Here is a 20,355-nt window from a genome sequence, read left to right on the forward strand (position 1 = left end):
TGGTTAAAAATGTATCCCTTGGACAGATGATTGGCAAAAGGAATTTTTATCAGAGAAAGAGAAAATTCACGAGGTAATTGGTCAGCATATATTAGCAATTCATCATATTGGAAGTACAGCAGTAAAACATTTAAGTGCAAAACCCATTATTGATATTGCCGTCGAAATCAAAGCATTCCAGGAGGGTGAAAAGTGTGTCAAACCTTTAGAGTCACTGGGTTACTCATATAAGGGGACAGATATTTTGCCAGATAGACATTATTTCAACAAAGGTGAACCAAGAACTCACCAAATTCATATATACCAAAGTGGAAATAAATATCTTCTTGAACAGTTGAATTTTAGAGATTATATAAGGACTAATGAAGCAGCCAGAATTTAATATGAACAACTTAAATTGGAACTATCAAAAATAAATAAAGATAATAAACATAAGTATGCGAATGATAAAACTAATTTTGTGAAATCAATATTGGATAAAATTATAAAGTGATTTCAAATAGATACTCAACTAACAGGTGCGTTAGTTTAAATACAAGTTAATTAAAGAACGCACATATTAGATAAATCGTTGACATTGTTTTTTATCCATGATAGGGTTTAACCATCAATTATATGCATACGCATGCATTTAAATATTTGAGTGAGGGATTCACTTCCCTGTCACTTATATCATTTATATATTCATTAATGTTATCAAGTAATAGCACTTTTTCTCCAATGTCAAGTCAGTATCTTTGTGAAATTTCTTCATCATTTAAACAGGTATTCAAAAAATTACCACAAGAGATTCACTGTTGTCCTAAGTATACAGTTTCATTCTAAACCTGTTATTGACTATAGTGATGTATTTTGATTTAGAAAGGGAGCCAATGAAATGACAAATATAAAAATACCGGTTTCTGTCTTAAACCTTTCCCCGATTCGTCAAGGACAGGAACCTAAGGATGCAATTGATGCGATGGTTGATTTAGCAAAAGCTACGGAGGAACTGGGATATAATCGCTATTGGATTGCAGAACATCATAATACTCCTACACTTGTAAGTTCAGCTACCTCCATTTTAATTAAGCATACATTGGAGCATACGAAAACCATCCGTGTTGGATCTGGCGGGGTTATGCTGCCTAATCATTCTCCATTAGTCGTTGCCGAACAATTTGGAACGATGGCAACCATCTATCCAAACCGTTTGGACTTAGGACTTGGAAGAGCACCTGGTACTGATATGATGACGGCAAGTGCGTTAAGACGTTCACAGAAAGATTCAGTTTATACATTTCCTAATGACGTAAATTCCTTGCTTACATACTTTGGACCTGAAGAAAAACAGGGTTATGTCAAAGCGTATCCAGGTGTTGGTACTAAAATCCCATTATATATTTTGGGGTCATCGACAGATTCGGCGTATTTAGCTGCTCAATTAGGGTTGCCGTATGTGTTTGCCTCACACTTTGCACCTAGGCATATGGAGGAAGCCATCTCGATTTATCGAAATCGATTCCAACCTTCTGACTATCTTGATTCTCCATACATGATGGTTTGTTTAAATGTGATTGCAACTGAAACAGATGAGGAAGCGAAAAGAGAATCAACAACGATGCAACAATTTTTCCTAAATGTAGTACGAGGTACACAATTTCCATTGCAGCCACCAGTAGATAGCATGGATAACCTATGGAGCGAACCTGAGAAAGAAATGGCTTCCTCGATGACCAGTGTAGCGTTATTGGGAAGTAAAGAGACAGTAAGAGAACAATTAACAAATTTTCAAGAGAAGTATAATGTAGATGAAATAATGGCTGTTTCCTATATCTTTAATCCTGAGAAACAAAAGCGGTCATATCAAATCTTTAAGGAAATTGTTGAAGGTAAATAAATAGCAGGAAAACACCTTTGTTATGGAGTTAAGGGGGGATGGTATCGCGTTATCTTATAAATTAAATTGTATTTTTTATATAACAGACGTTAAAGCCGTGGTTTAGTAAATGTGATCACGGCTTTTTCTGTTTGCCTTAATTTACTTAATATGTGACGAAATACGCTTGAACGATAACGTTCTTTAATCCATAAAGGATTAAGGCTAATATTGAAGAAGTCTTTATTGAACTACCATGAAAATAAGTTTCTTTAAAAATGAAAAATAACAATACTTAAGAAGACCCTGCTCAATCGTTTTAAAAAAAGAGGAGAGCGTTAATTAATTAGTCTATGGATTAGGGTTGACTGGATTAAGGTCAGTATCAGTATTGACACTTCCTAACCATTTTCATTCTTTGTGGTGAATCGCCGATTTTTGCGATTCATGGATGGCTAACGGGTGCGTTAGCTGAACCCATCGGAGCTGTCTTTAAGACAGCTTTTTCTTATGGAACTAATGGGCAGGATAATTCAGTAACCGTCAAATAAGACATATAGTGAACAAATAAAAAAAGACAGTGTACCACGCTGTGCTAGATGGTGACTTATCACCAATTTTAGACCATCCAACAATCCGAAGTGTAGGCTTTATGAATAAGAGACATTACAATATTAAAGATGATAAGATGGATGCTTTGTTAAATGATAAAAATGGTGGAGAAGAATTTAAAACTGTTATCAAGTATGGAAAATATGAGACTTTTAGATATATTTATTAACTCAATTGTTAATGAACTAACGGTTGCTTTACTTCATTACCAGGAGCTGATCAGCAGATCCTTTTCTTATGCAACTATCGGGGCAGGTTAGCTCCATAATAAACAAGTGATTTATCTATTAATCATATATGTTAATATACAAAATAAACCAATACAAAAATTTAGGGGGATGAGTATGTTCATACATAAGATTGATGAGGAGTTATCATTGAAACTGTTAGAATTAAAGGATGCAGAAAGAGTTTTCGAAATAACAAATCAATCCAGGGAATACCTACAAGAATGGCTTCCTTGGCTGGATAATACAACAAAACTTGAAGATACAAAAGGGTTTATTAATATGTCTTTAAAAGGTTTTGCTGAAAACAAGAGTGTCAATACAGTTATTATGTATAAGGGACAAATTGTTGGTGTAGCAGGTTATAATCAAATTAATTGGTCAAATAAAACTGCATATATTGGTTATTGGCTCGGAGAAGAATATCAAGGAAATGGAATTATGACAAGAGTAGCTAAGGCATTGACTGATTATGCATTTATTGAATTGAAACTAGATAAAGTGGAAATAAGGGTTGCTGAGGAGAATAAGAAAAGTAGAGGAATTCCCGAAAGATTGGGTTTTGTTAATGAAGGTTGTATAAGACAAGCAGAATGGTTGTATGACCATTATGTTGACCATATTGTTTACGGTATGTTAGCTAAGGATTGGAATAAGTAGTAATACCTTATAGAACTAACGGGTGCGTTAGCTGAAGATCGGAGCTGTCTTTAAGGCAGCTCTTTTCTTATGGCACTAACGGGGCAGGATAGTTGAAAAGTGCCGTTTGATCTTTGTTCAACAATTGGGCCAGATTCTTGAGGATTTCTTTCAAAGGGGGGCGTTTATTTATGTTAAAATATTGCAAGTGAAAAACAGAGACAAGAAGGGAAGGTGCAAACATGGATAACGAATCAAATGTAGATAAATTGGAATTAATAAAGTCCTTTAAATCGACAATTAGAAAACTTGAAAACTCCTTGGATACGATGACTAAAAAAGGCGCAAATACTACGTTAGTAAAGAAACGACTTAAAGCTAATTATATCGGCTTGGCCATACTAGAAAACGTTTGGAATCAAAGACCCCATCAATACACCCAGGAAGATTTAGTAGGATCTCGCAATGTTCTTACTGGTTTACTTCCATCAATTGAGAGCAGTTATGCCAAGTTAAAGGCGGGTAGTAGTCCCCAAAGAACGCTTTTGGAACGAAGAATTAAAGCGTTGGAACTGGCTGTTCAAGCGATTGACGAACTTTTCAATGAATAACTGATCTAGCTAAAAGAAACTATCAACTTTAGTTGTAAAGATTAAGTTATTTTAGGATTGAAAGCACAATTTTGTTATTCAAGATAAGGGCGCGATTCTTTAATAAAAATCGATTTTCTTAATGAACTAACGGGTGCTTTACTTCAATAAGGGAGTTGCTTTGGCAGCTCTTTTTCTTATGGAACTATCGGGGGAGTATAGTTCAATAAGGTTTCATTACTTTATATGGGTTATTTTAGAAATAAATGAATTGAAACATCATTGATTCGGAAAACGTATAAGAGGAAACTCTAAAAAAGGAATTGAAGAATTTTGGCACAGTATTTCTCTTTACTAATCTTATCATTTGTAATGCTTGTGGGAATGTCAGCTTACTTTTGGCATTTTTATAAATTGAAAAAGAAAAACGGAGATTCGTATAAGATACCGATCAAGGACATTCTTGGAGTCGCCTCTTTATTTCTCCTATCAGGGTCCCTATTTGTTTATTCTTTGTTAGACCTGCCTAACGTTTTAGCTGATAAGACTAAACAATACAATGGGAACTGTGAGATCGTTATATTCAGTAACGTAAGAGGAGGACATCAGGAAGCCAACTTTGGAAACCATAGCATATCGTTTCCTAAGAATTATCAGGGTGCAAAAGAAGGCAGCTACTACTGCGAAGTGGAGTATTATTCACGAACTGAACTGGGAAAGTCCTTGAAACTTTATCAATCAAAGGGCGGAAAACTAATAAATAATAAATAGTGTTTCACCTTCAACTAACAGGTGCTTTTGTTGAATATCCAGCAGCTATCGATTTCAGCTCTTTTTATACAACTAACGAATCAGGTTACTTAAAGAAGTAGGAGAAAAATGAAAATATAGATGGTATAAAAGGAGAGCTTATTATCAGATGGACTTTATATTAGGTGAAACTTTAAAGTTTGAAGAAATCTGGGTCAAAGTAATTGAAATTAAAGATGAGTCAATTGTATTTGAAGTCTTATTTACAGGTCACGAGGAAGATGAAGGGGACTTGATGGAAGTTCCAATGTGGTATCTAAAAGCAAATAAAGACCAAGTAAAAAGATAGAAGACCTTATTCAACTAACGGTTGCTTTACTTCATTATCAGGAGCTGATCAGCAGCTCCTTTCTTATGCAACTATAGGGGCAGAATTGTGCAATAAGGATTACAAAATAGATAAAGACAAGCTCATTTAATCTTCGTTTATTTTGGCTTAGATTTTTTTTTAGAAAAAATAAAAAAATCTAAGCCAAATGAAACTCTAGTTTGTCTAATGAGTGTAAGACTTAAAAGGGAGAGGGTGAATGATAATTATTAAATTAGTGAAAAAAGCTCAAAAAGGTGATGATACAGCCTTTTTAAAACTTTTCCAACAATATGAAGAAGATATTTATCGGATGGCTTATGTATATGTCAAAAATGAAAGTGATGCCTTAGATGTGGTTCAAGAGGTGGCATATCGCTCATTCAAAAAAATAGAAACATTGAAAAATCCAGAGTATTTCAAGACGTGGTTAATAAAAATAGCAATCACTTGTTCCATTGATTTAGTTAGAAAGAATAAAAATGTGGTCCAACTTAAACCAGAGTATGATGAGTGCATTAGCTTTGAGGATGAAGATATTCCTCTTTCAATAACACTTCAAGAATTACTAGATCAGTTAAATGAAGATGAAAAAAGTATCGTTATTTTAAAGTTCTATGAGGGTTATTCATTTAAAGAAATAGCAGACTTGTTAAATATGCCTATAGGATCAGCAAAATCGGTGTTATATCGTGCGTTAGGTAAACTTCGAAAACAATTTAAGGAGGCTGATCTTTCGTGAGTAATATAAAGCAAGAGTTAGAAAAAATTAAGATTCCAAAAGAATTACACGAAAGAACAAAACTTGGCTTAGAAAAAGCAAAATTAGAGCAACGAAGCAACAAGAAAAGAACACTTTACAAAAGTTTTTCAATAGCTGCAGCAGTTTGCTTGATTGTTGTTTCGACATTAACTTTTACACCCGTATTAGCAGCTATTCAAGAGGTATATGATAAAATATTTTCGAGTAAGCATATTGATGATACAGGTGTAAGAACTGCAATTAATCTAGGACATGGTCAAGCTGTTGATCAAACATTTTATGATGAAAAGCATGACATAACCGTGCATTTTGAGAGTGTGATGATGGATGATAAGGAGACAAAACTCTTATTAACCTATCAAAGTAAAAAAACAAATTTAAAAAACTTTTATATCGACCTTTTTGAGGGTGTAAGTTCAATCTACTTGATTGTTGGAGATGAACGAAAGAAGTTAGACAATGTGGGATGGGGAAGTAGTTATTACGATAGTAAAGAAAACAAGATGGCTGAAGCCTTATCCTTTGAATCAATCAAAAAATATGAAGGCCAAGACATTCGTTTAGAAATCGAAAATTTGACAATTTGGAATGACAGTGGGATGGACAGCGTACAAACAACATGGCCACTCGATTTCAAGCTCGATAAATCTGCCATCTCAGAAAGAGAAACAGTAGCAGTAAATAAAGATTTTGTTTTTGAAAAAGTAACATACAAGATTAAGCAGGTAGAGTTTTCAGCACTAGAAACAAGAGTTGTTGTTACAGGAAATGATACTAAGCCTATGAAGGATGAAACCGGAATGAAATATAGAGTGATGAGTAAATTGGAACATCAATTCCTTAATGCAAGGAGAGTAGATGAAGAAGACGGTTATGTCGTGAATCATAAGAAATCCGGTGTATTTCTAAGATCAGCTGGTGAAAAAATTGAACCGGTTTTTAGTAAAGGGGAAGTAGAAGGCGAAGACGATGAATATATTATGATTTTTGCTCCGGTTAAGGATCCCCAAGCCTGTATTCTTGAAGTTGGAGATGAAATTAAAATACCATTAACTAAGTAGGCGCGTGTTTCCTGATTGGTTAGTGAAAAGCTTCATTTTTACTAACTGTTCAACTAATGGGTAGCTTTACTAATAAGGGAGGTTGCTGAGGCAGCCTTTTTCTTATGGCACTAACGGGGCAGGGTAGTTGAGGAAGGTGTGAATTTTTAAGATATATAACAATATGAGTCAGTATATGTTAAAGTGTGATTCTTTCTTTTCTAAAAGGTGGAAAATTATGATGGTGTAAATAGATTTATGGATTAGAATTGATTGAGGAGATAAAGTGAATCTAATGGTGCAATTGGGCTAAAGAGGAGAAAATCTATTATGAAAAAACCTGATTTTTCAATGCAATCATTTTGGGCTGCATGCATTGCATCAGCATTATGTAACCTGGGATTTGAAACTGGAATAGTGGATATACAATCAAACGGTCCACGACTAATAATAAGCATTTTGGTGAGCATGGTAGTTTTCTTCGGCTATTGGTGGTATCGACTCTCCAAAGTGATGGAGGAGCCGAGTTTTAAAGGGATGGATGTGTTTTCCATTTTTTAGGGCTCGGTCGTAGCACAGTGGGCAGGAGTCGTAATCATTTTTTTATCTCCGTTGTTTGGTGGAGGGGTAGAACCTGTAGATGGAATCGACAGGGAGGAGCCTGTATTTTACCAAAACTGTGATGAAGCAAGAGATTATGGAGCTGCCTCTGTATACGAAGATGACCCAGGCTACCATTCAGGACTTGACCGAGATGGGGATGGAGTAGCTTGTGAACCATTGTACGGAGATTGAAGCGAGTGCGAAGCAAACAGATTCTCATATTGTGCTAACGGAGTGCTTTAATTTAATAACAATTTTCCACAATCGGGCGCGATTCTTGAAGAAGGTTAGCTTTTCTTATAGAACAAACGGGTGCGTTAGCTGAAGATCGGAGCTGTCTTTAAGGCAGCTTTTTCTTTATGCAACTAAAGGGGCAGTTTGGTTGAGTAAGGACTCAGATGTTTTTTTTCTAATTGCTGTTTCTTGTTTATTTGGTATGAGTGCATCTGTAAAAGAGTTTGATCCATTAATTGTATAGTGGAAGAAAACAATCCTGAAGAAACTAAACGAATAAAGAAATGCTTGGCGGTACCCCTAGGTGAAAGTTAAAGGATAACATTGTGATATGTAGCAAATGTGTTGGGGATTATTGGGTAGTTATAATTCTTTACTAATCGTTCTAAAAAGGGTATTATTTAATCATGGTTTGAAATTCATGTGTTTGTTTTAGAACGTTCATTCTACAATGGATTATGACGTTTGTTTTTGTTAGTATTGGTTCATGGATTTTTTTTAAGGAGAAATAAAATGGCTAGAAGTAAAGAGTTTGACGAAAAAGCAGTATTAAGAAAAGCAATGGAGCTTTTCTGGGCACAGGGTTATGAAAAAACATCCATGCAAGATTTGGTGGATCATATGGGGATACACCGCAGGAGTATATATGATACATTTGGTGATAAGCGTTCATTGTTTTTAGCTTCCCTTAATCACTATGAAGAGCTCATCGTCAATGAGATGGAAAGCATAATTAGTAGCACTTCATCCATTAAACAGACGATACGTGATGTTTTTATTTTCGTACTGAATTCCATTGAACAATACCCAAAAGGTTGTCTATCAGTAAATGCAGCCATAGAATTATCTTTGCTGGACAAAGAAATCGGACGCATAGTTACTAAAATGTTTAACCGTACTGAAGATATGTTTAATAACCTTATAAAACGGGGCCAGACTAGTGGAGAGCTATCAAAAGAAATCGATTCTGATAACACATCTCGTTTCTTACACAACAATTTGGTAGGTATAAGGGTACTAATAAAAACTAATTACAATAAAAAAGAATTAGAAGGCATCATCACTCTAGCACTTTCAGTGTTGGACTAGCTTTCTTTTTTTACCCTTTTTAGAACGTTCATTCTAAAATTAGCATGAAACAAACCATCATAATGATACTTATAAAATCGTTTTTTAATTTCTAAGGAGGAACACAAAAATGACAAACTTTAAAATACCAACAGAATCAGAATTTATTGAAGCAGATGGAACTCGTTACGCATATAGAAAATTTGGTACACAAGATGGTATACCAGTAGTATTTCTTGTTCACTTTAGAGGAACGATGGAAAACTGGGATCCAAACATGCTTGAACCTATTGCAAATACACGCCCAGTAATCTTATTTGACAATAAAGGGGTTGGTGAGACCGATGGACTAACGCCTACTACAATTGCTGATATGGCAAAAGATACAGCAACATTTATAAAAACTCTTGGATTAGAACAAGTTGACATTCTTGGTTTTTCCATTGGTGGCATGGTTGCACAAGAGCTAGCTCTACAAGAAGGAGATTTAGTAAGAAAAATTATTATGGCAGGTACTTCGCCTGAATCTGGTATTAATCCAAATCCAGAGATTTTTGAAAGAATGAATCGTCACGGCGGAACGGAAGAAGATGGAATAAATGATTTTATGTTCTTTTTCTACGGACAAACCGAAACAAGTAAATCTGCAGGAATGGCTTCACTACAAAGAATTTTTAATCAGAAAAAAGTTAACAGTTCAGAACAAGTAAAAGAGGCACAATTACAAGCCATTGCAAAATGGGCTAAACAAAGATCCAATCATGATTATGAATGGTTACAAAACATCAAACACCCTGTACTTGTTACTAATGGTGTTAATGATGTGATGGTACCGACTAAAAACAGTTATATCTTAACAGAGAAATTACCCAAAGCACAGCTGATTATATATCCTGATTCTGGTCACGGGCACCTGTTTCAATTTCCAGAAATATTTGCAGAACACGTAAATTCATTCCTTGATTCTAATTCTTATTAAAAAGGAGATTCATATGAGCAGATTATTTGAAAAAGTTCGTATCGGAAACATTGACCTAAAAAATCGTATAGGAATGGCTCCGATGACTAGAAGTAGAGCTTAACCAGATGGTACGCCGAGCGATTTAGTAGCAGAGTACTATGGTCAGCGTGCTTCAGTCGGTTTAATTATAAGCGAAGGAACCCAACCTTCAGATGATGGGCAAGGTTACACTAATACACCTGGTATTTATAAAGAAAATCATATTAAAGGGTGGAAAAAAGTAACTTCTAAAGTTCATAGTGAAGGCGGTCATATTTTTGTTCAGCTTATGCATGTGGGACGTGTATCACACCCTGATAACACACCTCACCCCCGCCAAGCAGTTGCACCGTCAGCTATTGCACCTGGTGTAGAAATTTTCACGGCAGAAGGAGTGAAAGATATTCCAACACCAAGAGAATTGAGTGGGCTTGAGATAAAGGATGTATCAATGAGTTTCGTTTAGCAGCACGTTCAGCAATTGAAGCTGGTGCAGACGGAGTTGAAATTCACGGAGCGAATGGTTATCTGATCCAACAATTCCTTAGTGAAAACTCCAATCATCGTCAAGATGCATACGGTGGTACGATTGAGGGGCGTTCTCGATTCGCTATTGAAGTAGCTAAAGCAGTTGTTGATGAAATAGGAGCAGAAAGAACAGGCATCCGTTTTTCTCCTCAAGGAACACTGCAAGGCATTGATGAGGGGGAAAATAGCCTTGAGATGTATCGTTATTTAATAAGTGAATTAAATAAGCTTAACCTTGCATATCTGCATTTAATGCACTTTGGAAACGAGCAATTCCTAAAAGATGTGCGTCAACTTTGGGATCAATCACTTCTTGTTAACCGTCCAGGTCGTCCTCTAGATCAACTTTCGTCTGATGTAGATAATAATCTTGCAGATGTAGTCACAGTAGGCACTTGGGTACTAGCTAATCCAGACTTTGTAGAACGGATTCAATCAGGGGCTCCCCTAAACGAACCTGATAAAAACACGCTCTATGCAGGAGGAAAAGAAGGTTATACAGATTATCCTTTCTTAAAATAATTTATTTAATATGAATATCCCATCTAGGGATATTCATAATCTTTTTTCTTAGGTTCGTTATGAAAAGATACATGTGCGTTAAATAAAAATGTGGAGGATTGTAATGAAAGCTTTAGCAATTGAAACCTACGGTAAAAATCCAAATTTTTTAGACTTCCCTATGCCCAAAATAAATAATGACGAGGTCTTAGTTGAGATATATGCGGCAAGTATAAATCCTCTTGATACAAAAATTCGAAAAGGTGAATTAAAATTAATATTGAAATACAAGATGCCGTTAATTTTAGGAAACGATTTTTCTGGAAAAATTGTCGAAGTAGGTACTAGTGTCACGAAGTTTAAAGTCGGTGATGAGGTATATGGTCGACCTAGAGCAAATAAAATGGGAACTTTTACTGAATATATCTCTGTCAGCCAAGAAGATATTGCATTAAAACCTAAAAATTTAAGTTTTGAAGAATCCGCCTCCATCCCTCTAGTCGGATTGACATCCTACCAAGCTTTACATGATATTCTGCGAATTGAAAAAGGACATAAAATATTAATACATGCAGGATCAGGGGGAGTAGGAACATTTGCTATCCAACTTGCAAAACATATGGGGGCTTTTGTCGCAACTACAGCTAGTGATGGTAGTGATTTGGTAAAATCTCTTGGCGCTGACGAAGTTATTAATTACAAGACAGAAAAGTTCGAACATTCTATTCGTGACTACAACGCAGTTCTTGATACCATTGGGGGGGCGACGTTAGAGAAATCATTTGTAACATTAAAAAAAGGAGGAAAGATTGTTTCTATATCTGGAATCCCGAATGGTCGCTTTGCTAAAGAAAACGGATTTAGCTCATTAAAAAAAACCTTATTTTCCATTGCAAGTTATAAACTTACGAAGCTAGAAAAAAAACATAATGTCCAATACACGTTTCTTTTTATGAAGCATAGTGGGGAGCAGTTGAAAATTTTAACAGAAATGTTAGAGTCAGAAGTAATTAAGCCTACACTTGATAAAGTTATTATTTTCGAAGATGCCCAAAAAGCATTGGAGTATGCAGAGACTGGAAGAGCAAAGGGAAAAATAATACTTAAATTGAAATAATCAGTCTTATCTAACAAACCTGTAGAAAGTGTTTGTTTTTTTAACTTATCGAGGTTGCTAATAGAACTAACGGGGCAGGTTAGTTTAAGATAAACCATGCAAACATCATTAAAAAGAAAAAGCTAAAGATCAGTATAGGCTTTAGCTTTTTCTTAATTCCTTATATTTTTTCCCCCACTCGCCCATACTCTCTAGTATAGGAATAAAACTTTTCCCTAAAGATGTTAGCGAATATTCTACCTTTGGAGGAACTTCTTTATATACTTCTCTGTGAACCATTTGGTCTTCTTCCAATTCTCTCAACTGACGTGTCAGTATTCCTTTTGAAATATCAGGTAAAAGCCTTTGTAGTTCATTTAATCTTCTTGTCTGTCTGCTTAAATGCCATAAGATAATTATTTTCCATTTTCCTGCAATTATGTCTTGAGTTTCTGTAACTGGACAAACCTCTATTTGGTCCTCTGGAGGTTCACCGAACCTACTTCGTGCCATAATCAATACCTCTCTTTCTTGATGGTACTATTTTTGTGACTATGTTATAAAAAAGTGACTACTTTTAAAAAAACGTCTAACACTATAATATTAGATTACGATTAGTAATCAAATAAAAGGTTATTAAATATTTGGAGGTTATTTTAAATGAAACATCTTGTTGTTTATGCACATCCAAACCCTGAAAGCTTAAATCATTCTATCTTGGGAACAACAGTCAATACATTAAAGAAAAATGGTCACGAAGTTGTTGTCCGTGATTTATATGCACTTGATTTTCAACCTGTACTTAAACCAGAAGATACAGCAGCTATGAAAGTAGGAAAAACTCCTGATGATATTAAAATTGAACAAGAATTTATTGCTGAAGCAGACGTAATAACATTTATTTACCCTATTTGGTGGACAGGTCTTCCAGCTATTCTTAAAGGATATGTAGACAGAGTATTTGCATTTGGGTTTGCTTATTCTGCTGGACCAGAAGGTGTAATTAAGTTATTAGAAGGTAAAAAAGGTTTTATCATCAATACACATGGTACTCCTAATGAGCTTTACGATGAAATCGGTATGACAGCAGGTTTGAAAGTAACTTCTGATATTGGAATATGGGATTTTACTGGAATTGAACCTGTGGACCATTTACTGTTCGGAAGTATTGGATACCTTGATGAAGAAGCATATAAAGGTATGTTAAAGAAAGTTGAAGATACAATTAATTCCCATTTTGCATAAACACATACAAAAATAACAAAAGACTACTCATAATTGGGTAGTCTTTTATTATTTTTGAAAGGGTCCTTATTTCACTTATGGGTGCGTTAGTTCTTTAAGAGCTGTGACGATCACTCTTTTTCTTGTGGAGCTAACGGGGTAATATTTAATATAATAAGAATTATAGATAGTATAAAGGACCGGAAATTCACTATATTAAAGGTGGGAAAGGACATTGCAAGAAAGTACCGATTATATTAAATTGATTCATTTACGAAAGAAAAGTTATCGGGTAATCCTGCTGGCGTAATTGCAAATGCAGAAGGTCTATCTTCGGGTGAGATGCATAGGATTGCTAGAGAGCTTAACTATTCGGAAACGGCATTTATATTTAAATCAGACAATAGCGAATCTGATGTACATATTCGTTTTTTACGCCAACTCATGAGGTGCCCATCTGTGGACATGCGACTATTGCTGCCCACTATGCTCGTGCAGTTGAAAATAGTTTAAATACAGGTAAAGTTTATCATAAAACTGGTGCCGGCATTTTACCAGTCGATGTGATTAATGAAGATAATGATTACAAAATTATAATGACGCAGGGTAGTATAAGTTTTGGTGCGGTGATTGACGGTCTAGCTTTAGAAAACATATTTACACCTTTCAATATTGCGGGAAATGCTGTAATCGTATTTAAGTCCGAGTTCAGTATCAATCAATATTTTAGGAGGGATTCAAATGGATAAAAGAGTTCAATTTGACTTTGAAATAGAGTTTACTAATGGCGGTGGGCTTCAAGGGCAGGAATTCCGCCTTGATATTGATGGAGATGACATTACTGACCAAGAGTTAGCCAAGTATATTGTAGAGGATATGAGGTTACTAATGGTTGGGGAAGTTAAGATATTTAATAAAAAAATAATTAATGAAAAACATAAACGAAAACCTGTTGATGAGAACTCTGAAAAGTAATCGACTTCTTCAGCTAACAAGTGCGTTAGCTAAGATTGGAGCTGCCTTTAAGGCAGCTTTTTCTTATGCAATAAACGAGGTTGTTGAACAAACCTACATATATATTGTTGCAGTGTTTATTGAAAACGAAGAATTAAATTTGAAACCATAGAATAAGTATTAGATGGTAAAAGGGATTTCCTTAGTTATTTTTTCTTCTTTTGAATTTCTTTCCTGCTTATAAAACTACCCTAAGGTGAGTGAACATGAAAAATAGAATAAAAACAAAAATGATAAAAATACTCAGCGGAAACAGGGAAACTAGATTAACCGTTCAAGTTGCAGATACTCAAAGAAAAAGAGATAAGGGCTTAATGTTTGTTGGGAAATTACCCGAAAACGAGGGGATGTTATTTGTGTTTCCAGTAAAAATATATGGTGGCTTTTGGATGAAAAACACATTAATTCCTTTATCTATTGCTTTTCTTGATTCAGATGGGGAAATTCTAAAAATACTACATATGGAGCCTTGTAAAGAAGATATATGTCCTACCTATGATCCAGAAATTTCTTATCACTATGCAATTGAAGTGAATCTTGGCTGGTTTGAAAAGAATCAAATTAAAGAAGGGGATTATGTAAGATTTTATTGAAATTCATCTCACCTTACCTCTAGTTTTAGTGGTGAGGTGATTTTTTAGGTAAAATTACTGAAAAAAGGGTGCATTGGCTGAAGGTAGGAGCTGTCTTTATGGCAGCTCTTTCTTATGCAGCTATTGGTCAGTTTATAGGAGTTACATTTGATCTTTGTTCAAAGCTCTTTTCATAATGCTTATTGATTTTAAGTAACATGAGGGGTAATTTACTTTTTATGGTATTGTAAATACAGGGACTTATTCAGCTAAAGAGCAGTTATTACAAACGTTTATCTGAAACGATTGAATTGTGCTTTCTTAAGGGGGGATTAGCATAAATCGCTCACGGACCAATATGTTTCTCTTATTTTTGGCAATCCTATTTTTCGCAGGTATTATTCTTTTTTCATATAGGTTGTTTGTTTGGGGATTATTGCCACTCATATTCTTGCTTATTCTCTACATCTCACCTAATAAATACCGTTCATCAGTTTCTCTGTTCATTTTCTTCTTATTAGGTACATTGGTGTATCAACTCGGAAGCAGCTATATCAATGAATGGAACATATCCAAAGAAATGAAAATCATAATAAACAGATGTTTACTTATGTTCATTATGATTGGAACAATGATTTCACTATTGTTGTCTAAGCAGAAGATATTTTTCTACACACTATTACCAGATTGGCACAGGCGTATCACAATGCCGTTTCATACAATTAAATTACCGTATTTTTTACTTATTGGGCTAATGGTATCGAGCACATTACTTATACCATTATTTAGTCAAGAAATGAGCGATTTAAAAACAGTATTACTTTTCGGTATATTGTTTGCCATCATAAACGCTACACTTGAAGAAGTAATTTGGAGAGGTATTATGTTATCTAGTTTAAAAAGAAATGTTTCCACCTTTTATGCTGTCGTAATAACCAGTATCGGGTTCGGGCTACTACATATATCAATTGGAATTCCTGTATTAATAAGCTTACTTTTTTCTTTTGGGGGGCTTTTTTATGCAATAGTAGTTTTAAAGAGCGATAGTATATATCCATCCATAGTTTTTCACATTGTTATCAACTTGGGTATGGTTTTCAATGGCTGGATAATTTGAACTTATACCATACCGGGTGCTTTAGCTGAAAAATCGGAGCTGTCTTTAAGGCAGCTTTTCCTTTTTGCAACTTCGGGGCAGATTAAGATATATCCATCTGTTTAATTGAGTGCCAGCTCATGTTATAATGAATAGCTTACGATAATTACTGTTTCTGAACGGATGCCAGAAAAGCCTCCGCATAGCGATAAAATATGGAGGTGTAAGAGAATGAATAAACAATGGACGATTGGTAAAATTAAAGAATTTGTTGAGAACAATTCGGAAAGTAAGTTGCTGACGACGGAATATCACGGTTTTTCTCAAAAGTTACTATTTAAATGTACATGTGGCAGCAACTTTGAAAAAACATTCAAGAAATTCAAAAATAATAACCAACGTAAATGTGATGTGTGCCAACCGCCTAAAGCGGCACGATAACATATAGTGAATAAACCGAAGTGCTAATTTCTATTAAAGAGAAGTTGGCACTATTTTTATTTTGAGAAATAAAAGTGGATTTCACTAAAGGGGAGTTTAGACGAATAATCCTTCTGGAACTACCGGGTGCTTTAACGGAAGATCGGAGCTGAAGCTTTTTCTTTGTGCAACTAAATACCCAGGAAAGTTGAGTAGCATGTTACAATAAAAGACGGTTTGCGGAAATTTTTTCTAATAATAATTTTAAAGAAGCGGGATCAGCTAATAGTGAGGTGCGGAATGAAAAGTTCGAAAAAGAGAAAAAAACAATCCGAAAAAATATTAAAGACCCTAAAGGTACCAATAAATAAACATTTACCCTTAACGGAAAATGAAGAAGAAGTTTCCCTTAGAACAAAGGAAGAAATTATAAACAGAATTATTTCATTAGCAATAGTCTCAGCAAAAGCCATGGAGGCTCCGCCAGAAAAAATTGAGGAATTTATTGAAAGGTATAATGCTAATGAATTATTCACAGAAGAGGAACAAAATTTTTTAAAGAAAAAACAACCTAATCAGAACGAGCTGATCCAATACTCTTGGAAGTTAGAATGTATTTGGCTGCTGCTTTGGTCTGTAAATCTAATATCCGATATAGATGTCCCAGCCGATACGTGCAATGCTGAATATGTTTTTGAGAAGGTTTTTTCTCTTCATTCTAAACAAGAGCTGCTTGGTGAATCCACTTTAAAACCAACCAGTGATATATTAGATAGTCTTGATTTCATTTATAGGGCACATTGGGCGGTACGAGAAGCCCAAATAAATCATTTGGAAGTTCCATCATCTCTAGATGAAGGCGTTGTATATGAAAGGCACTACACTCTTAATTGGCTAGTGAATTATATGGATCAAGAATGGGAGGAAATAAGTACAGATACATAAAAGCTGCAATACATACTTTTTTGCTCCTATATCAGGGTTATATGTGAAGTTATCCACTTAATCTAACAGGTAGGAAGGTTGCTCAGGCAGCCTTTTTCTTATGGCACTACGGAGGCAGGTTAGCTGAATAAGGGACGAATTACCAGTACAAAAGTTTTGATATTTTGAGATAATCAATAAGCACCAAGACTTTGATTTGTGCTTGGTTTTAGGTATGTATAAAATTAAGTGAACATTTCATGGGGAATGTATACTAGGTCTATCAATCGGAATATTGATTGCGGCCTAAGGCAATACACAGATAAAATTACATATAAATGGTAGGTTCCATAAAATAAATAGTTAAATAACTTAAGCTTAATTAACTATAGGTCGGTTTAGTTGAAGAGTGAGTCGCGACGAGAGCTCTTTTTTCACGTAAAAGAACAGGCATGTTATAGTATAGGAGAACCGGATTTTATATGATCTGTGGTAATCTTAATCATCAAAGGAGTTTATTCATAATGCATGTGCTACAAAAAACACAAAAAATAGTTCGCTATCAGAATCAACAGGGCAAAATACATTACGGTATTGTTGAGGATGACATGATATTACAACTGTCTAGCAGTTTTGCTGAACTTGTCAACAAGGAAATAAAGTATGACGGGGTCGAGCTGAAATATAGTGACGTGAAAATCTTGGAACCTGTAAAACCATCGAAAGTGGTTAATTTCGGCTGGACATATGCTGGTCATGCGAAGGAAACGGGTGGAGAGGCAAACCTTGTTGAACCATTTTTATTTTTAAAGCCATTATCTTCGCTTATTGCAGACAAGGAGAATATTATCCTTCCTCCAAACGAGCTATCCAACCAAGTGGAACTTGAAGGGGAAGTGGCCCTTGTCATTGGAAAGCGCGGAAAAAACATCAAAGAAGAAGATGCGCTTGATTATGTATTTGGTTGCACGATATTTAATGATGTCACAGCAAGAGATCTAACAAAAAAAGATCCGCAGTTTACGCGGGGCAAAGGATTTGATACATTCGGACCTTTGGGACCGTGCATCGTTACCGGGGTGGATCCTACAAATTTAAGGATTGTGACCACTTTAAACGGCCGTGTTGTCCAAGACGGAAATACCAATGAAATGTCACTAAGCATTCCGTTTCTAATCAGCTGGCTTTCACAGGTAATGACACTGGAGCCCGGTGACATTTTGGCTACGGGTTCACCATCTGGCAGCTGCACGATCAAGTCGGGGGATGAAGTCGTTGTTGAAGTCGAGAATATCGGTCGGTTATGTAATGGTGTCCAGTAAGATTTGCTGGAATTCCTAATAAGTTAACAAAGATCAGAGCTGCCTTTAAGGCAGCTTTTTCTTATGCATCGGGGCAGGTTAGTTGAAGAAGAAAGTTTGTTGCAAGGGAGAAAAAATTGATGAAAATAAAGAAAAAAACCGTTCAGTTTTCTGAACGTAAACACATTTTAGGTTTGTTAGAAAAATTAATATAAATTAAGGTTTTTATACCAAAACCCACTAAAAATAAGCCAGTTAATTTTGGAAAATCTTCTGGGGTTTTTTTACCCATTTTTTACGTACTCTATTAGATATACAAGAGTTAGTAACCATGATGCAGAGAGTAAAGGTTTAGTTGCATTTTATAAATGATTTATTAACTTTCTGCATTTAGCCCCCTATGGTGAAGCAAAGAGAATTGTTTCGCTAGAAAAGTTGGTGTATATGGCATATCATTTTGGAGCCACGAAACGATTGTACCTATTAAAGCTGAAGTTTCATACCATATCAATATATCTTCTTTTACGATTTCAGTTACATGGGATCGTCTCCCGCTTTCATCTATCCTAGTAACTAGGAACTAATTGAATTTTTCTTGAAGTATAGATCAGTGGAATGTTGAACTAGTGGATGTTTTACGGTAATAAAAAATAAAAGCAGACGAAACAGAGAGATCTATAGAAATTCTCTCTGTACCTCTGCTTTTGAATGAACATTAAAATAAAATCACCAATTATTTCTCAAAACAATTTTTCCCATCGCCTTGCCTGACTCCAAGTACTCATGGGCTTTTGAAACTTCTTCAAACGTAAACTTGTTTGGATCCACAAGCGGGCGCAGCTTACCTTCCTCAACCACACTGGCAACCTTCTTCAAAATTTCTCCATATTGCTTATGCATGTCCTTGTTTAATATCTTCAACAACATAAAGGTAACATGTAGGGAGAGCCCTTTTGAATGCACGGGGGAGAGGTCATGAGTCGAACGGGCAGCAATGGCTGCTACTGTTCCATGTACCGCGGCTGCCTCAAAAGAGCGATCAAGGTTTTCTCCGCCTACCGTGTCAAAAACAACGTCAAAACCTTTTCCGTCTGTATATTTTTGTACATAATCGTGAACGCTTTCTTCTCGATAATTAATAGTTACATCTGCACCAAGACGCGTGCCAATCTCCAGTTTCTCTTGCGAAGAGGCAGTTGTATAGACTGTTGCGCCTCCCCATTTGGCTAGCTGAATGGCAATGTGTCCTACACCCCCGGTAGCTGCATGGATCAGTATATTTTGTCCAGGGACAAGATTTGCCCGATTAAATAAAGCTTCCCATGCTGTAATGGAAACTAGTGGTAAAGCAGCGGCTTCTTCCATCGTCAAGTTTTTCGGCTTGTGAGCAAGTAAATCAGCATCTGCAAGCATGAACTCTGCAAGTGCACCGCCAGTCCCTTTAAAACCACCCGCGCATCCAAACACTTCATCGCCAACTTTAAACTCAGTCACTCCTTCACCCACTGCAGATACCAAACCTGCGACATCACCATGTAAAACGGCTGGGAACTCGGGGGAAACGGCTGGAACTGCACCAGCACGGACTTTCGTATCAATAGGATTTACACTTGAAGCCTTGACTTGAATAAGTACATGTCCAGGTTTTAGTTCGGGTTTTGAAATCTCTTCAAGCTGAAATACGGATGGATCACCAAAAGATTGAATAATTTGTGCTTTCACTTTAGTCACTCCTATTTATTTTTATGGGGAATGTTTCATTAATGCATAATGAAAAGTAAGAATATTTAGTCTTTGTTTGTAAAATCAATGATACTGTATCTACTATAAAATTAACAGTTACACACATTATTGTTTAATAGAATAAAATTTGTAATATAGTATACTGACTTTATAATTTGAACAGGTGCTATAAGGGAGTTGCATTG

Annotated in this window: 20 protein-coding genes and 5 pseudogenes; 22 read left to right on the top strand and 3 right to left on the bottom strand. The window is 35.5% G+C overall.

The window, feature by feature from the left end; genetic code table 11:
• Window positions 1-13 precede the first annotated feature (13 nt).
• The 14 genes and pseudogenes from ACQKMF_RS23890 to ACQKMF_RS23955 all read left to right on the top strand — a co-directional run bounded on the left by ACQKMF_RS23890 (window position 14) and on the right by ACQKMF_RS23955 (window position 11,897).
• Window positions 14-493, top strand: a pseudogene (locus ACQKMF_RS23890) (GrpB family protein).
• A 384-nt stretch (window positions 494-877) separates the two neighbouring features.
• On the top strand, window positions 878-1,879 hold the full coding sequence (locus ACQKMF_RS23895) for an LLM class flavin-dependent oxidoreductase (protein ID WP_063576580.1): 1,002 nt from the start codon (window positions 878-880) through the stop codon (window positions 1,877-1,879).
• 935 nt (window positions 1,880-2,814) lie between these two features.
• The gene (locus ACQKMF_RS23900; RefSeq protein ID WP_402940471.1) at window positions 2,815-3,357 is read left to right on the top strand and encodes a GNAT family N-acetyltransferase; all 543 of its coding nucleotides are present in this window, start codon (window positions 2,815-2,817) and stop codon (window positions 3,355-3,357) included.
• A 221-nt stretch (window positions 3,358-3,578) separates the two neighbouring features.
• Complete coding sequence (locus ACQKMF_RS23905) at window positions 3,579-3,947, top strand: hypothetical protein (protein WP_402940474.1); 369 nt, start codon at window positions 3,579-3,581, stop codon at window positions 3,945-3,947.
• Window positions 3,948-4,259: 312 nt separating this feature from the next.
• Window positions 4,260-4,697: a hypothetical protein gene (locus tag ACQKMF_RS23910; RefSeq protein ID WP_427575278.1), complete on the top strand. Its 438-nt coding sequence runs from the start codon at window positions 4,260-4,262 to the stop codon at window positions 4,695-4,697.
• 148 nt (window positions 4,698-4,845) lie between these two features.
• Window positions 4,846-5,025, top strand: a complete 180-nt coding sequence (locus tag ACQKMF_RS23915; RefSeq protein WP_063574992.1) for a hypothetical protein — start codon at window positions 4,846-4,848, stop codon at window positions 5,023-5,025.
• Window positions 5,026-5,263: 238 nt separating this feature from the next.
• Window positions 5,264-5,785: an RNA polymerase sigma factor gene (locus ACQKMF_RS23920; protein ID WP_427575280.1), complete on the top strand. Its 522-nt coding sequence runs from the start codon at window positions 5,264-5,266 to the stop codon at window positions 5,783-5,785.
• Window positions 5,782-6,867, top strand: coding sequence for a DUF4179 domain-containing protein (locus ACQKMF_RS23925; protein ID WP_427575282.1), 1,086 nt, complete (start codon window positions 5,782-5,784; stop codon window positions 6,865-6,867). The genes ACQKMF_RS23920 and ACQKMF_RS23925 overlap by 4 nt, the downstream gene beginning before the upstream one ends.
• A 309-nt stretch (window positions 6,868-7,176) precedes the next feature.
• Entirely contained in the window at window positions 7,177-7,407 is a 231-nt protein-coding gene (locus ACQKMF_RS23930; RefSeq protein WP_427575284.1) for a hypothetical protein, read from the top strand.
• Between the two features lie 102 nt (window positions 7,408-7,509).
• Window positions 7,510-7,641: pseudogene (locus tag ACQKMF_RS23935) on the top strand (excalibur calcium-binding domain-containing protein); the annotation flags it as partial.
• 555 nt (window positions 7,642-8,196) lie between these two features.
• On the top strand, window positions 8,197-8,772 hold the full coding sequence (locus ACQKMF_RS23940) for a TetR/AcrR family transcriptional regulator (protein ID WP_101226031.1): 576 nt from the start codon (window positions 8,197-8,199) through the stop codon (window positions 8,770-8,772).
• 109 nt (window positions 8,773-8,881) lie between these two features.
• Window positions 8,882-9,730 (top strand): alpha/beta fold hydrolase, encoded by an 849-nt coding sequence (locus tag ACQKMF_RS23945; RefSeq protein WP_427575286.1) that lies wholly within the window; start codon window positions 8,882-8,884, stop codon window positions 9,728-9,730.
• A 169-nt stretch (window positions 9,731-9,899) separates the two neighbouring features.
• A pseudogene (locus tag ACQKMF_RS23950) lies at window positions 9,900-10,801 on the top strand (alkene reductase).
• Window positions 10,802-10,904: 103 nt separating this feature from the next.
• The gene (locus ACQKMF_RS23955) at window positions 10,905-11,897 is read left to right on the top strand and encodes an NADP-dependent oxidoreductase (RefSeq protein WP_427575288.1); all 993 of its coding nucleotides are present in this window, start codon (window positions 10,905-10,907) and stop codon (window positions 11,895-11,897) included.
• A gap of 141 nt (window positions 11,898-12,038) precedes the next feature.
• On the opposite strand, the gene ACQKMF_RS23960 is transcribed toward ACQKMF_RS23955, so the two are convergent.
• The gene (locus ACQKMF_RS23960; RefSeq protein WP_427575290.1) at window positions 12,039-12,389 is read right to left on the bottom strand and encodes a winged helix-turn-helix transcriptional regulator; all 351 of its coding nucleotides are present in this window, start codon (window positions 12,387-12,389) and stop codon (window positions 12,039-12,041) included.
• A gap of 147 nt (window positions 12,390-12,536) precedes the next feature.
• Between ACQKMF_RS23960 and ACQKMF_RS23965 the strand changes: the two genes are divergently transcribed.
• The 8 genes and pseudogenes from ACQKMF_RS23965 (at window position 12,537) to ACQKMF_RS24000 (ending at window position 18,448) form a co-directional block, all read left to right on the top strand.
• On the top strand, window positions 12,537-13,121 hold the full coding sequence (locus ACQKMF_RS23965) for an NAD(P)H-dependent oxidoreductase (protein WP_101226026.1): 585 nt from the start codon (window positions 12,537-12,539) through the stop codon (window positions 13,119-13,121).
• A 240-nt stretch (window positions 13,122-13,361) separates the two neighbouring features.
• A pseudogene (locus tag ACQKMF_RS23970) lies at window positions 13,362-13,792 on the top strand (PhzF family phenazine biosynthesis isomerase); the annotation flags it as partial.
• Window positions 13,793-13,841: 49 nt separating this feature from the next.
• Window positions 13,842-14,075 (top strand): cyclase, encoded by a 234-nt coding sequence (locus tag ACQKMF_RS23975; protein WP_101226025.1) that lies wholly within the window; start codon window positions 13,842-13,844, stop codon window positions 14,073-14,075.
• 245 nt (window positions 14,076-14,320) lie between these two features.
• Window positions 14,321-14,707 carry a DUF192 domain-containing protein gene (locus ACQKMF_RS23980; protein WP_101226024.1) on the top strand — a complete coding sequence of 129 codons (387 nt, stop codon included), beginning with the start codon at window positions 14,321-14,323 and terminating at the stop codon, window positions 14,705-14,707.
• Window positions 14,708-15,482: 775 nt separating this feature from the next.
• Complete coding sequence (locus ACQKMF_RS23985) at window positions 15,483-15,803, top strand: CPBP family intramembrane glutamic endopeptidase (protein WP_230178621.1); 321 nt, start codon at window positions 15,483-15,485, stop codon at window positions 15,801-15,803.
• A 210-nt stretch (window positions 15,804-16,013) separates the two neighbouring features.
• A complete protein-coding gene (locus ACQKMF_RS23990) occupies window positions 16,014-16,223 on the top strand; it encodes a hypothetical protein (RefSeq protein ID WP_063235826.1) in 210 nt (69 codons plus the stop codon).
• A 279-nt stretch (window positions 16,224-16,502) separates the two neighbouring features.
• On the top strand, window positions 16,503-17,147 hold the full coding sequence (locus ACQKMF_RS23995) for a DUF4272 domain-containing protein (protein WP_101226023.1): 645 nt from the start codon (window positions 16,503-16,505) through the stop codon (window positions 17,145-17,147).
• A gap of 503 nt (window positions 17,148-17,650) precedes the next feature.
• Window positions 17,651-18,448, top strand: coding sequence for a fumarylacetoacetate hydrolase family protein (locus tag ACQKMF_RS24000; protein WP_101226022.1), 798 nt, complete (start codon window positions 17,651-17,653; stop codon window positions 18,446-18,448).
• Between the two features lie 355 nt (window positions 18,449-18,803).
• On the opposite strand, the pseudogene ACQKMF_RS24005 reads toward ACQKMF_RS24000, so the two are convergent.
• Together ACQKMF_RS24005 and ACQKMF_RS24010 are read right to left on the bottom strand one after the other, a co-directional pair.
• Window positions 18,804-18,992: pseudogene (locus tag ACQKMF_RS24005) on the bottom strand (TetR-like C-terminal domain-containing protein); the annotation flags it as partial.
• A 161-nt stretch (window positions 18,993-19,153) separates the two neighbouring features.
• Window positions 19,154-20,149 carry a zinc-dependent alcohol dehydrogenase family protein gene (locus ACQKMF_RS24010; protein ID WP_402940489.1) on the bottom strand — a complete coding sequence of 332 codons (996 nt, stop codon included), beginning with the start codon at window positions 20,147-20,149 and terminating at the stop codon, window positions 19,154-19,156.
• Between the last annotated feature and the right edge of the window lie 206 nt (window positions 20,150-20,355).

The sequence above is a fragment of the Peribacillus sp. NPDC101480 genome (assembly GCF_050277335.1).
Taxonomy (GTDB): Bacteria; Bacillota; Bacilli; order Bacillales; family DSM-1321; genus Peribacillus.